The sequence below is a fragment of the Nocardia citri genome, assembly GCF_054065835.1.
Genome location: NZ_JBSUQM010000007.1, coordinates 146,227 through 159,164, shown reverse-complemented (window position 1 = coordinate 159,164; position 12,938 = coordinate 146,227). Strand labels below are relative to the sequence as shown.

The following is a 12,938-nucleotide window of genomic DNA, read 5'->3' as shown; positions in this document are numbered from 1 at the left end:
GCGACGTGACCGATCGAAACGTGCTTGGGGGGCCGCTGGAAGAGTGCGGCACCGATCCTCTCACCGGCTTCTACCGGGACGGCTGCTGCAGTACCGGGCCGGAGGATCTGGGTAGCCATACCGTGTGCACCGTCGTCACGGCTGAATTTCTCGAACACCAGGCGTCCATCGGCAACGATCTGAGCACGCCGCGCCCGGAGAACAACTTCCCGGGTCTGCAGCCGGGCGACCGGTGGTGTGTGGTGGCCGTGCGCTGGTTGCACGCCCATGAGGACGGTGTCGCCGCGCCAGTGGTACTGGCGGCCACCCATGAAAACGCCCTGGAAGTGATCTCGATGGACATCTTGCGCAAATATGCCGTCGACGTGCCGGACGACGTCAGCGATTTGCTCTAGCCCCGCGCCTTGCCGACCGTCGATGCCCAGTTTTCCGTCCCGGGCAGACGGTCGCCGGGCGGATCCAAAACTACTTCCGTAGCGGGATGAGTGCGCAGCGATGTCGCCGTAAACGGCCTGACGTTCAGCTGGCGGCGGCACTGACCGGGGTCAGTGTCTCGCCACGCAGTCGTTGACTGATCACCTGGGTGATGCCGTCGCCGCGCATGCTGACGCCGTAGAGGGCGTCGGCGATCTCCATGGTCGGCTTCTGATGGGTGATGACGATCAGCTGACTTTTCTCGCGCAGTTGCTCGAACAGGCCGATGAGGCGACGTAGATTGGTGTCGTCCAGTGCGGCCTCGACCTCGTCCATCACATAGAACGGCGAGGGGCGGGCGCGGAAGATGGCCACCAGCAGGGCAACCGCGGTCAGCGATTTCTCGCCGCCGGACAACAGCGACAGTCGCTTGACCTTCTTGCCCGGCGGGCGCGCCTCCACTTCGATACCGGTGGTCAGCATGTCGGACGGGTCGGTGAGCACCAGCCTGCCCTCGCCGCCCGGGAACAGCTTCGCGAAGACGCCGACGAACTCGCGCTCGACATCCTCGTAGGCCTCGGTGAACACCTGCAGGATGCGCGCGTCCACATCGGCCACCACGTCCAGCAGATCCTTGCGCGCGCTCTTGACGTCCTCGAGCTGGGTGGCGAGGAAGTTGTAGCGCTCCTCGAGCGCCGCGAACTCTTCAAGCGCAAGCGGATTCACCTTGCCGAGGGTCGCGAGATCCTTCTCGGCGCGCTTGGCGCGGCGCTCCTGAGACGTGCGGTCGAACGGCATCGGCGCGGGTGCGGTCACCTGTTCACCGCGCTCCTTGGCCTGCTCGTACTCCTGCCACTCCAGATCCGATGGCGGCAGCGACACATCGGGACCGTATTCGGCGATCAGATCGGCCAGTGCGATGCCGAACTGTTCGGCGATGGTCGCCTCGATCTGCTCGATGCGCAGTGCCGCTTGTGCTTTGGCGACCTCGTCGCGGTGCACGGCATCGGTGAGTTGGGCCAGCTGGGTGCTCAGCGCGCGGACCCGCTCCTTGATCTGGTCGACCTGACCGGCGCATTCGGTGCGACGGCGCACCAGTTCGTCACGGCGCGCACCCGCTTGCGCCACAACCGATTCCAGTTCGGCGGCGACCTTGGCACCGGATTCGGCGACGGCGGCAGCGACTTCGGCGGCCTGCCTGCGCGCGGCCTGTGCACGTTCGGCGCGCGCTCTGGTCTCACGTTCGGCGCGTGCGGCCCGGCGCAGCGAATCCGCTTTGCCGCGCACCGATTCCGCGCGTTCCTCGGAGGTGCGCACGGCCAAGCGCGCCTCGACCTCCATGGACCGCGCCTCGGCCAATGCCGCGGCGGCTTCCTCGCGGTCGCGGCCGGCGGATTCGGTGCCCGCCGCGCCCAGGCCGTCGTCGTCGACCTCGGATTCGAGTTCGGTGCGGCGCAACCGTTCTTCGAGATCAGCCAGCGCTGTCAGCGCCTCTTCGCGACTGGACTCGGTTTCCGCGCGCTGGCCGGTGAGCCGATCGATATCGGATTGGGCCGTGCGCGCCACCTCGCCGAGCCTGCCGAGTCGGTCGTAGATCACAACCAGCGCCTGATCGGATTCGTGCAGTGCGAGCAGAGCCTGATCGACGGCGTCCTTGCGGTCCGCTTGTTCGGCCAAGGCACCGGAAAGAGCCGCCTCCAGTTCTTCGGCACGGCGTTTCGCGGCGACCAGTTCGGCCTCGGCGGTGTCGATATCGGCCTGGATTTCCAGCTGGCTCGGTGCGCGATCGGATCCGCCGAGTACCCAACCGGTTCCGGTGATATCGCCGTCGCGGGTGACCACGCGCAGTTCCGGCCGGGCCCGGACCAGTTCGGTGGCGGCGGCGAGATCGTCGACCACGGCGACACCGGCGGTCAGCGCGGTAATGGCGCCGCGCATGCTGTCCGGTCCGTCGACCACGTCGGCCAGCCAGCGTGCACCGCCGGGCAGCCCACCGTTGGACGCGATCGGCGCAGCAGCGGCGTCGAAGACGAGTGCGGCGCGACCGCCATCGGCCTGCTTCAAAGCGCGCACAGCCGCGTGCGCCGAATCTCCGGTATCGGCCGCAACCGCGTCGGCGAGCGGGCCCAGCGTCGCGGCGACCGCGGCCTCGAAACCACCCTGCACCCGGATCAGTCCCGAGAGCGGCCCGAGTAGACCCTGTGCGCGATTCTCGACCAGCCAGGCCGCGCCGTCCTTGCGCGCCAAACCCATACCCAATGCTTCGATGCGGGCGCTCAGCGACGCGACCCGCTTACCAGCGTCGCGATCCTGTTCCCGCAGTTCGGTAACGCGCTGATCGGCCAGTTCGAGCGCCTGCACCGCATGCTCGTGCTGGGCGTCCAGACCGGCCTCACCGGCCTCGAGTTCACCCAGTTCGCCCTGGCCCGCATCGAATTCGGCCTGGGCCGCCGCGCCGCGCCGGCGGGCCTCGCCGATCGCGACCGTGAGCCGGGTGATCTCGGCGTCGACCGACTGTGATCGGGTGCGCAGGGTTTCGACCTGACCGGACAGCCGCGCCAACCCCTCACGACGGTCGGCGATGGCACGCACCGCGGCCAGATGCGCCTGCTCGGCCGCCTTCGCGGCCTGCTCACGTTCGGCGAGTGCCTCACGCGCGGCCTCCAAGGTTTCGGCCGCGATTTCGACCGACTCACGCAGTTCGGCCTCCTCGGCCTCCACTCGTTCGGCCTCGGCCTCGAGCTGCTCCGGATCCCGTCCGCTGCCGACGGGCAGTTCGGTGTGCAGGTTGCGGGCTCGGTCGCCCGCGATTCGAATCGTGGCATTGACCCGCTCGGCCAGCGCCGACAACTGGAACCAGATCTGCGCGGCGGCCTCGGCGCTGGGGGTCAGCCGGGACAGCTGGAACTCCTGCTGTGCCAGTGCGGCATGCGCGGCATCGAGTTCGGTCTGGACCGTGAGCTGCTGTTCGCGCGCGTACGCCTCTTTGCTCTGCTGACTTTCCAGCTCGTTACGGCGGGTGACCAGGTCGTCGGCGGCCAGGCGCAGGCGGGCGTCGCGCAGGTCGGCCTGTACGGTCTGGGCGCGGCGGGCCACCTCCGCCTGTCTGCCGAGCGGTTTGAGTTGGCGGCGCAGTTCAGTGGTGAGGTCGGTCAGGCGGGCGAGGTTGGCCTGCATCGCCTCCAGTTTGCGGACCGCCTTTTCCTTGCGCTTGCGGTGTTTGAGCACACCGGCCGCCTCTTCGACGAAGGCACGGCGATCCTCGGGGCGCGATTCCAGAATGGCCGAGAGTTGGCCCTGTCCGACGATGACGTGCATTTCCCGGCCGATGCCGGAGTCGCTGAGCAGTTCCTGCACATCCATCAGGCGGCACGAGCTGCCGTTGATCTCGTATTCACCCGCGCCGTCGCGGAACATGCGCCGGGTAATGGAGACCTCGGCGTAGTCGATCGGCAGCGCTCCGTCGGAGTTGTCGATGGTCAGCGTGACCTCGGCGCGTCCCAGCGGCGCACGGCCGGAGGTACCTGCGAAGATAACGTCCTGCATCTTTCCGCCGCGCAACGCCTTGGCACCCTGTTCGCCCATCACCCAGGTGAGCGCGTCGACGACATTGGACTTGCCCGAGCCGTTCGGGCCGACCACACAGGTGATGCCCGGCTCGAAACGCAAGGTCGTCGCGGACGCGAAGGATTTGAAACCCTTCAACGTCAGACTCTTCAGGTGCAAATTCGACGACCCTTCCCTGCGCGGTGGTCGGACAATTCGCCGTCCCCATTGGTCGACCAGTCATGGTATCCGCCGAGCACGGGTTACCCCGTAAGCGGGCGGACACCGCTCGGCCACCTCCGTAGGTTATCGACTCTGCGCGCGATGTCCGGCATTTCGGTGTGCTCGACATTTGCCGTCCGGACGTTGGTTTCGCAACCCCCCGCGGATCCAGCAGTAGCGCGGCCGAGTCGGATCCTCGGCGAGTAAAGGGAGCGGCGCGACCCACGCACTGTCACCACGACGGATGGCGTCTTCCTGGAGTCGGCGGGCGCTCCAACTCCGCCGTACTGACCGGTTTGTGCTTGCGGTATCGCCCGGCTGCCGGGGCGCATACGATCCAGTCTGATTCGCCAGCTGACCGTAAGTTCGGGAGTGCACAGCATGTCATCGGCCAAGACCAGCGTCGTGCTCGGTCCAGTCCGGCATGCGACGACGCTGCGGCTCACACGCATCGCGACGCTGGTCGTGGGCAGCCTGGTGTTTCTGTATGCGTGCGAGGTCAGTCGGAAAAGCGATCTGTCCGATGTCTGGGCGCTGGTCGCCGTCGCCGCCGGATTCGCGCTCACCGGACTGACAACCGCCTGGTTCGAGGTGAAGGCCGCCGACCATGCCGCCACCCGCGCCCGCACCGATATCCGCGGTTTCCTCATCGAATCCGACGGCATAACGGTGCGAGCCCGCATCACCCGCTCCGGCGATCTCGTCTTCCACGGCCACGACACCAGCGGTGTCCATCCGGCCTACGAGTGGGACTGGGCCTTCCGCGCCACCACCTTCCCCGCCATCCGCACCGCCCTCGGCGGCGGCCGCGGCGACCTGCTCGCCCTCCTCGAAGACACCGTCCCCGACCCGGACCGCCAAGACCTCGGCGCCTGGCTGCACAACCAAGGCATCCCCGCTGCCTTCCGCGAACGCGGCGACGCGTCCCATCGCATCACCCGTGAGCTGCCGGTGGTCGAACCCGAAGCGCCCCGACGCAATCCGCCCCGCCCCAGCCGATCAAGCCACCGCGAACCACCTGACCAAGATCGTCCCACTTCCCGTCGAGGCCGCCAAGATCGTCGGAACCCGGCCGTCCGCGACGACGAACCACCGACCCGACGCCGCGACCGGTCGTCGAACAGCCGTCGGAGAGCGAGTGAGCATTGGGAGGCACAGTCGCAGACTCGTGCGGGCAGCATGAGCAGTCGGCGAGTCGACCCTCCAAACGACCGTTGGGAACCACCACCGGCCCAGCACCGCGAACAGCCACCCGACGAACCATGCACACCGACTCGCGCCCGGCGCGCAGCCCCCGCAGATCCACGGCGGTCGCCGCGGTCGGGTGATATTCCAGTCGAACAATCGGACTACCGCACCCGCTGGTCGAGGGACGAAAACTCCGGCGCACACCGCCACGTGCTGTCCGGCGCGCACCCTGACTTTTCGCCTCAGCCGAACCGGCGAGAACAGCAGGCGCAGTGGCGAAATGAGCGATCCGGTCGGCGTCACCGCAGGTCATAGCTCGCCCAGCGGGTACCGCGTAGCTCATTGAGGTGAGGGCGGAACCTAGCGCGGTGGCGGCATTCGAGCGAGCAGACACAAGCGCTGTGTCTCGCGGCGCTCGGAAAAGTGCTCAGCGCGCGAACGAGACGGCACGCCGATATCGGAGGTCGACTTCGGCGGGATGTCGCCGCAGGTCCTCGGCTGACCGCATGGCCGAGTTCATCTGGGCTGTCAGCCAGACCTACCGGCCGGATCACGGCCTATCGCGCCCCCGGCGGCGCGGGTATCCGCCGGTACTCACCGGTGCTGAGCTACCTTCCGCAATGCGCCGCAGCACACAGGTTGACATTCCACATTGGAGGGAGCATTCTGGTTACACCTTCCAATGTGGTATATGGACCTTGTCGATAGGAACCGGACATGGAAATCTCGCCTGGCACTCGGGCCTCCGATGCGGAGCGCGAGAAAGTTGTGCGACTGCTCGGACGGCATATGGCGGACGGCCGGATCGATCTCGCCGAATACGATCAGCGCGTCGCACGCGTTTACGAGACCGGCGTTCGCGACGACCTGGAGCTCGTGCTGTCGGATCTGCCGAGGTTACCGAAAGAGTCTGCCGCACAGAAGAATTCGATGAGAAGATTTCCGATCTGGCAGCAGATCGAAGGCACCTCATGGCTGGGCGTGAGCGTGCTGGTGCTCACCATCTGGGCGGCGATCTCGATCAGCGTCGGTGAGTTCACCTACCCATGGCCGATCTGGGTCATCGGTCCGTGGGGTGCCGTACTCGCCTTCCGCATGCTGGCCGGTTTCGAGTCGGGACGCTTCGGTCGCCACACCAACTGATCACGGTCAGCAATCCTGCCCGCTCGAACCAGTGCGGAATGGACCGCAAAGGTAGCCAGCACTACTGACGAGTAGCCAGCACTGCTGACGACGGGCCAAGGTCTGACACTACGGTGGGGTGGCATGGACAGCGTCGCCGTATTGGAGTGCGCCGATATCGCGCCTGTGCCCGCGCGCAGTTGGCGCGGGTTCGTGACGGGGCGGGGTGTGCTCGGCGTGGCGTCAGGGCTTGTGCTGGTGCAGTTGGTTATTCGGTGGTGCGTGGCGGGGAATGGGTTTTTCTACTGGGACGACCTGATTTTGGTGGGGCGGGCCGGGAGCTATTCGCTGTGGTCGGCGGATTTGCTGTTGTACAACCACGATGGGCATTTCATGCCGTTGGCTTTCGCCACGGCGTGGGTGGTGACCGCGGTTGCGCCGTTGACGTGGGCTGGGCCGGTGGTGTCGCTGGTGATGTTGCAGTTCGCGGCCTCGGTGGCGGTGGTGCGGATGCTGGTGGTGCTGGTGGGGATGCGGTGGGCGATTCTGGTGCCGCTCGGGTTCTATCTGTTCTGCCCGCTGACACTGCCGGCCTACGCATGGTGGGCCGCCGCGCTCAATGCGCTGCCGCTGCAGTTCGCACTCGCATGGGCGATCGGTGATGCGGTGCGGCTGGTCGAGACGGGGCGGCAGCGGTTTGCGGTATCGGGGGTCGTGGTGCTGGGGGTGGCGCTGCTGTTCTTCGAGAAGTCGGTGATCGTGCCGTTCGCGGCATTCGCTGTCGCGGTGCTCGCGAGGCACGTCGACGGTCTCGGATCCGCGCTGCGAGTTGTGGCGCGGCGTGGGGCGGCGCTGTGGGGCGGATCCGGGGTGGTGATCGCCTGTTGGCTGGCCGGATATCTGACGGTGGTGGATATTTCGGCGGTACACACCAGTCCGGCGGAATTGCGTGACTTATTGCCCGGTGCGACGTCATTGGGGATTGTGCCGACCCTGTTCGGCGGACCGTGGAGTTGGGAGCGCTGGCTGCCGTCGACGCCGTGGGCGGATCCGCCGATGTGGGCGGTGGTGTCGTCCTGGATCGCGTTGTGCGCGCTGGTGCTACTGTCGCTACGTGCCCGGCTTCGTGTTTGGCCGGTGTGGGTGACGGCGGCGGCCTACGTACTCCTCGCCCCACTGCCGGTCGCGTTGGCCCGCAGCGGGCCGAACACCGCCGCCGAACTGATGCAATCCCTCCGCTATTTCGCCGACATCGCAGTGATCTTGACCGCCGTTGGCGCGCTGATATTGCGTGCTCGACCCCGCGACCACACTCCGGATTCGCGCGGCCGCGCCGCTGCGGTGCGTCCCGACTCGCCATACGAGGCGACCAACCCGTTTGAACGCACTCCGGTGTCGCGGCCCGGCCCGGGCGATGACGCGACAGTCCCGCGCAGTCGGGATGCACCGGCTCACGATTCAGAAGGCGGGGCGTGGGTGGTGCCGAGGCGCGGTTCCGGGTTGTTGGGCAGTCCGGCGATGGGGTGGGGTTTCGGGTCGGGTGGGCGCAGGGCGGGGATGTTGCGCGGTCCGTGGATTGTGGGGTTGCTAGGGGTCGCGTTTCTGGCGAGTTGTCTTTGGTCTACTGCGAGTTTTGTGGAGCTTTGGCGGATTAATCCGACGAGGGCGTATGTGACGAATGTGAAGGCGGCGTTGGCGGGGGCGGATGGCGAGCCGCTGCTGGAGCAGGAGGTGCCGTGGGATGTGTTGAATCCGACGGCGTATCCGCAGAATTTGACCAGTCGCGTGCTCGCGCCGTTGGCGAAGCCGACCACCTTTGCCGACTCGACGCCGCATCTGCGGATGATTACTGATAGCGGTGAGATCGTCGACGCGGCGGTTTGGTGGAACCGCAGTATTCTGCCGGGGCCAGAGCCCGGCTGCGGCTATCGGATCCGGGGGCCACAGCCGACCGATGTTCCGCTCGACGGGCCGATGCTCGAACACGAATGGACTGTGCAGCTGAACTATCTGGCCGACCAAGCCGGACGTATCACCGTCTCGTTCGAACACGGCGAGCCTGTGGGTGCGCCGGTTCACAAAGGATTGAATACCGTCTACGTTCGCGTGACCGGCAGCGGATCCACGCTCCGAATCAATCGGAGCACACCAGGACTCGACCTCTGCCTCGGGGTCGGGCCCGTGGGAGTCGCCTCCTACGACAACTGATCTGCCGGTGTGGTCCGCCGCACCGGGATTCCGCCCGGAGAACTACAGGATGGCGAAGGCGACAACCAGACCGAGTGCGAAATGCGCGGCGGCCACCACGAGAACCTCGGTGATGTAGACATCGGATGCCAGCGCCGCGCCGATGTCGATGCCGAGTGCGAGCTCGATTACTCGCACCGAGATCACCTGCGCGATTATGCCGACCAACCCGTAGACGCTGGCCGCGATAAGACCCTCGGAGAGTTTGCCCGCCGAGGCGTAGATCGCCAACACGACAATCAGCGCCATGCTGACCATGCCCGCGGCGGTGACGATGATGGCATTGGGTTTACCTGCGGCGACCAGGGCGCGCAGCTTGCCAGGCGTGGTCAGATCGATGGCGTAGAAGCCGACGAGCATCAGGGCCAAGCCGACGATGGCGTAGCAGACGATGGCGCCGACGCCGGTGCCAAGCGAGTTCCAGTAGCCCGATTCGAGGGCAACTGCGGTCATCGTGCTCCTTCCGAGGAGAGGTCGCGTAGCGAGTTACTGCGTAATGCGGTGCGGGACAAAGGCCGAGCCGTCGTCGGTGATCAATCCGGCGGTTTCGCGTATCCCGAGTCCCGCCGCGTTGTCGCCGACAATCCAAGCGCCGAGGACCGGCCGCATATCGTCGAATTCCGGTAACGGGTCCAGCAATTGGTAGACGAAACCCTCTTCGCCGTAGACCCCACCGGTAGCGGTCTCCAGGCCCGCACCGACAATGGTCATATTCGCGCCCTCGCGCCCGAGCTTCGGCTTGCGAATGTATTCGGTGAGCTCATTGGGCTGATCGAGATAGGCGGGCAATAGGTTCGGGTGCCCGGGATACATCTCCCACAGGATCGCGAGGATCGCCTTATTGCTCAGCAGGGTCTTCCATAGCGGCTCGACCCACATGGTCTGTGGCAGGCTCGCGACCACGCGCTTACCGAAATCGTCGTCGAGCACCCACTCCCACGGGTACAGCTTGAAGATCGCATCGATCGAGCCATCGGCCAGATCGACGAAACGCTCCAGCTCACTGTCGAATCCGACCTCCTCGATCGGCAGCGCGATGGTGTCGAAGCCCGCCTCGGCCGCGGTTTCCTGCATATACGCGGTGGTGACATTGTCCTCACCGGTGGCATCCGCACCGGACCAGGTGAAATGTAATTGCGCCGAGGGCAGGATGTCGCGCAACTCGGTCCAGCGCTCGACCAGCTTCTCATGCAGGGAATTCCACTGATCGCCGTCCGGATAGAGCGCGGTGAGCCAGTACCACTGCACAATTGCCGCCTCCAGCAGTGAGGTCGGCGTATCGGCGTTGTACTCCAGTAGTTTCGCCGGTCGTCGCGCGTCGTAGCGCAGATCGAAGCGGCCGTAGACATGCGGGTCATTGCGCTTCCAGGATTCCGCGATCGGCCCCCAACTCCATTCGGGCAGACCGAAATCCTTGTACCGCTCGGTGAGCACGATATGTTCGACGGCATTCAGACACATCGAATGCAGCAGTTCGACGTCGGCCTCCAGCGCAAGGATCTCCGACATCTCGAACTCGTAGTGCACCGATTCATCCCAATACGGCCGGGGCAGACCGCTCGCATCCCGTCCGGGCGAGCCGTAGACCAGCCCCTGGCCCTCGATGATCTGCTGCCAACCGGGCCGCGGCGTAGCGCGCACGCGTCGCATTACGAACCCCCGCCGGTCTTGCTGCTGGTGCCCAAGCCGCCGCGGGTAATGGTGCTGCCGCTCTTGGTCGAGATCTGAGCACCCTTGGGCTGCACCGTGGTTCCGCCGGTCGGCGGCTTGCCGACGGTGTTGTTGCCGCCGTAGTAGTAGCGGTACTGGTGTCCGTTGTAAATGAAGATCCCGTTGCTACCGGTGTACGCACCGGTCACGCCGGATTCGACTGCGGTCGACGCGATCTCGCACTGGTCGTCAGGGGCGACGACCTGCTGACCGTTTTGATCTATCACAGTGCAATAAGCGGTCACCTGATCGGGTTTGGTGAGTGCCCGATAGGCGAGGTAGCCGCCACCGACCAGACCAGCGACACCGACAATCGCGATACCGCCGATGAGGACACGCTTGCGGGTGCGCTTCTTCTGCTCCGCAGCGGCCGTGGCGGCCCGCTGCGCCTCCTCCGCCCGCTTACGTGCTTTATCACGCGCCCGTGCCTCGGCCACCGTCGGCGGGCGCGGCTGGGTGATACCGGGCTCCTGGCGCTGGATACTGCCCCGATGCGGCGGGGAACCGAACCGCCGCGGCTCGGCACCCGGCGGTACCGGCCCGGCGTCAGGCGTCCCTGACCCGGCATCCGCGGAACCGGATCCACCGCCCGCCGAACCCGACCCGCCACCCGCCGAACCCGATCCGCCGCTCACCGAACCCGATCCGCCGCTCACCGAACTGGTATCACTACCCGCCGAATGAGGTTGCGGCGGTATGGCTTCAGAGCCCTCCTGCCCGAACAGAGGAACATGAGGCATCGACGCCCCCGAATCCGGATCAGGCTCGGACCGCCCCGCGTCGTCTCCCGCCCCCGGACCTGCCGTACTCAACGGTCACATCGCTCGGTCGTCGAAACCACTACCGCTCCTCGAATCCGGACAAATCACCCCGCGCGGGCTCCCAGCTTTCCACAACGAGGTCGACCCGACCAGGAGTATCTCCGGAACGGAGCAGATCCAGCAACATTTCGCATGCGGATCGTGGACCTTCGGCCACCACATGCACCCGACCGTCGCGGACGTTTGCGGCGTGCCCGACCAGTCCGAGCGCCAGTGCCCGCGAGCGCGTCCACCAGCGGAAGCCGACGCCCTGGACGTAGCCGTGCACCCACGCACTGAGCCGAACCGATTGCGCCATCACGCGTCGATGACGTCGATATCGAATGTCAGTGTGACCTTCGCGCCCGCTTTCAGCGTCCGGCCAACCGTGCAGACCTTGTCGATGGCGCGCTGCACCGTGACCAGCAGTCGCTCGCGGGCCTGCTCGTCCAGTTCGCTCAGGTCCAGCTCGAATACCTCGTCGAGCTGCGGGTACACCTCGTCCTCGCGGTCGGCGTCACCGGAGACCCGAATGGTCGCGTCGAAGGTGTCGCCGAGCTTGCGCGAGAGCGGGAAGTCCGCACTCAGTCCGGAGCAACCCGCCAGGGCGATCTTCAGCAGCTCACCCGGCGTGAAGGCCCCGGGTACGCCCTGCGATGCGATCGATACCTCGGCACCGCGCGAGCTGCGGCCGGTGTACGCCCTGGTCCCGGTGCGCTCGACCCACAGGGTGGTCGGCTCGGTCGCAGCGGTGCTCGCAGTCGCGGATGCGGTGGTCTGGTCAGCCATGGTCTCGATCCTGCCAGTTCCGCCTCCCCGAATATTCAGGCCATACCAGTTGGGAGCCTCTCGAGTCCCGCTCAGGTCCCGCGTCGGGTGCCTGGCCGGGTCTCGGGCGCACCCGATGAGTTACCCATGCTCGCCCGAAATCAGTTGTCACGCTGCTCGCAACAGCTATCGCCGCCGTTGCTATTCCTGGAAGCGGTAGCCCATTCCGGCCTCGGTCAGCAGATGCTTCGGATGCGACGGGTCGATTTCCAGCTTGCGCCGCAACTGCGCGAGATACACCCGCAGATAATGCGTTTCGGTGGCATACGACGGCCCCCACACCTCACGGAGCAGCTCACGCCGCCCGACGAGTTTGCCGCGATTGCGCACCAGCATCTCGAGCATGCCCCATTCGGTCGGGGTGAGATGTACCGGCGCACCGTTCTTGGTGACCTTCTTCGCGCTGAGGTCGACGATGAACGAGGAGGTCACCACCACCGGACCGGAGGCATCGGTATCGGTCGCGCCACGCCGGACCGCGGCCCGTAACCGGGCCAGCAGCTCATCCATACCGAACGGTTTGGTGACATAGTCGTCCGCGCCCGCGTCCAGTGCCTCCACCTTGTCGGTCGAATCGGTACGCGCCGAAAGCACGATCACCGGTGCGGCGGACCATCCACGCAGCCCGGCCAGTACCTCGATACCGTCCATATCGGGCAGACCGAGATCGAGGATGATGACATCGGGATGTTTATCGGCCGCCGCGCGCAATGCCGCCGCACCGGTGCCCGCGGTGATCACCTCATAGCCGCGCACCGACAAATTGATGCGCAGCGCGCGCACGATCTGCGGTTCGTCATCGATCACCAGCACCTTGGTCGACGGTGCTTCCTGCTTCTTGTCGGTCATCACGACTTCCTG

11 protein-coding genes are annotated in these 12,938 nt (G+C 66.2%); 4 read left to right on the top strand and 7 right to left on the bottom strand.

The window, feature by feature from the left end:
* Positions 1-5 precede the first annotated feature (5 nt).
* Positions 6-395, top strand: a complete 390-nt coding sequence (locus ACW2Q0_RS13400; RefSeq protein WP_019048221.1) for a DUF2237 family protein — start codon at positions 6-8, stop codon at positions 393-395.
* Between the two features lie 124 nt (positions 396-519).
* Here ACW2Q0_RS13400 and smc read toward each other — a convergent pair whose 3' ends face one another.
* Entirely contained in the window at positions 520-4,140 is a 3,621-nt protein-coding gene (smc, locus tag ACW2Q0_RS13395; protein WP_457189793.1) for a chromosome segregation protein SMC, read from the bottom strand.
* 423 nt (positions 4,141-4,563) lie between these two features.
* Between smc and ACW2Q0_RS13390 the strand changes: the two genes are divergently transcribed.
* The 3 genes from ACW2Q0_RS13390 (at position 4,564) to ACW2Q0_RS13380 (ending at position 8,700) form a co-directional block, all read left to right on the top strand.
* Positions 4,564-5,685 carry a hypothetical protein gene (locus ACW2Q0_RS13390; RefSeq protein WP_457189791.1) on the top strand — a complete coding sequence of 374 codons (1,122 nt, stop codon included), beginning with the start codon at positions 4,564-4,566 and terminating at the stop codon, positions 5,683-5,685.
* Positions 5,686-6,087: 402 nt separating this feature from the next.
* Entirely contained in the window at positions 6,088-6,513 is a 426-nt protein-coding gene (locus ACW2Q0_RS13385; protein ID WP_457189789.1) for a DUF1707 SHOCT-like domain-containing protein, read from the top strand.
* Positions 6,514-6,636: 123 nt separating this feature from the next.
* Positions 6,637-8,700: a hypothetical protein gene (locus ACW2Q0_RS13380; protein WP_457189787.1), complete on the top strand. Its 2,064-nt coding sequence runs from the start codon at positions 6,637-6,639 to the stop codon at positions 8,698-8,700.
* A 42-nt stretch (positions 8,701-8,742) separates the two neighbouring features.
* Here ACW2Q0_RS13380 and ACW2Q0_RS13375 read toward each other — a convergent pair whose 3' ends face one another.
* The 6 genes from ACW2Q0_RS13375 to ACW2Q0_RS13350 form a co-directional block, all read right to left on the bottom strand.
* Complete coding sequence (locus tag ACW2Q0_RS13375; protein WP_457189785.1) at positions 8,743-9,192, bottom strand: DUF350 domain-containing protein; 450 nt, start codon at positions 9,190-9,192, stop codon at positions 8,743-8,745.
* 33 nt (positions 9,193-9,225) lie between these two features.
* Positions 9,226-10,389 (bottom strand): glutathionylspermidine synthase family protein, encoded by a 1,164-nt coding sequence (locus ACW2Q0_RS13370; protein ID WP_457189783.1) that lies wholly within the window; start codon positions 10,387-10,389, stop codon positions 9,226-9,228.
* Positions 10,389-11,084, bottom strand: coding sequence for a hypothetical protein (locus ACW2Q0_RS13365; RefSeq protein WP_457189781.1), 696 nt, complete (start codon positions 11,082-11,084; stop codon positions 10,389-10,391). The genes ACW2Q0_RS13370 and ACW2Q0_RS13365 overlap by 1 nt, the downstream gene beginning before the upstream one ends.
* 205 nt (positions 11,085-11,289) lie before the next feature.
* Complete coding sequence (locus ACW2Q0_RS13360) at positions 11,290-11,568, bottom strand: acylphosphatase (protein ID WP_457189779.1); 279 nt, start codon at positions 11,566-11,568, stop codon at positions 11,290-11,292.
* Positions 11,568-12,038 carry an OsmC family protein gene (locus ACW2Q0_RS13355; protein ID WP_457189777.1) on the bottom strand — a complete coding sequence of 157 codons (471 nt, stop codon included), beginning with the start codon at positions 12,036-12,038 and terminating at the stop codon, positions 11,568-11,570. Before ACW2Q0_RS13355 ends, ACW2Q0_RS13360 begins: the two co-directional genes overlap by 1 nt.
* A gap of 180 nt (positions 12,039-12,218) precedes the next feature.
* On the bottom strand, positions 12,219-12,926 hold the full coding sequence (locus ACW2Q0_RS13350) for a response regulator (RefSeq protein ID WP_457189774.1): 708 nt from the start codon (positions 12,924-12,926) through the stop codon (positions 12,219-12,221).
* Between the last annotated feature and the right edge of the window lie 12 nt (positions 12,927-12,938).

Bases quoted from the DNA above. Each gene is read 5' to 3' on its own strand.
- ACW2Q0_RS13390 (WP_457189791.1), top strand. From the start codon at position 4,564: ATGTCATCGGCCAAGACCAGCGTCGTGCTCGGTCCAGTCCGGCATGCG.
- ACW2Q0_RS13385 (WP_457189789.1), top strand. From the start codon at position 6,088: ATGGAAATCTCGCCTGGCACTCGGGCCTCCGATGCGGAGCGCGAGAAA.
- ACW2Q0_RS13380 (WP_457189787.1), top strand. From the start codon at position 6,637: ATGGACAGCGTCGCCGTATTGGAGTGCGCCGATATCGCGCCTGTGCCC.
- ACW2Q0_RS13375 (WP_457189785.1), bottom strand. From the start codon at position 9,192: ATGACCGCAGTTGCCCTCGAATCGGGCTACTGGAACTCGCTTGGCACC.
- ACW2Q0_RS13370 (WP_457189783.1), bottom strand. From the start codon at position 10,389: ATGCGACGCGTGCGCGCTACGCCGCGGCCCGGTTGGCAGCAGATCATC.
- ACW2Q0_RS13360 (WP_457189779.1), bottom strand. From the start codon at position 11,568: ATGGCGCAATCGGTTCGGCTCAGTGCGTGGGTGCACGGCTACGTCCAG.
- ACW2Q0_RS13355 (WP_457189777.1), bottom strand. From the start codon at position 12,038: ATGGCTGACCAGACCACCGCATCCGCGACTGCGAGCACCGCTGCGACC.
- ACW2Q0_RS13350 (WP_457189774.1), bottom strand. From the start codon at position 12,926: ATGACCGACAAGAAGCAGGAAGCACCGTCGACCAAGGTGCTGGTGATC.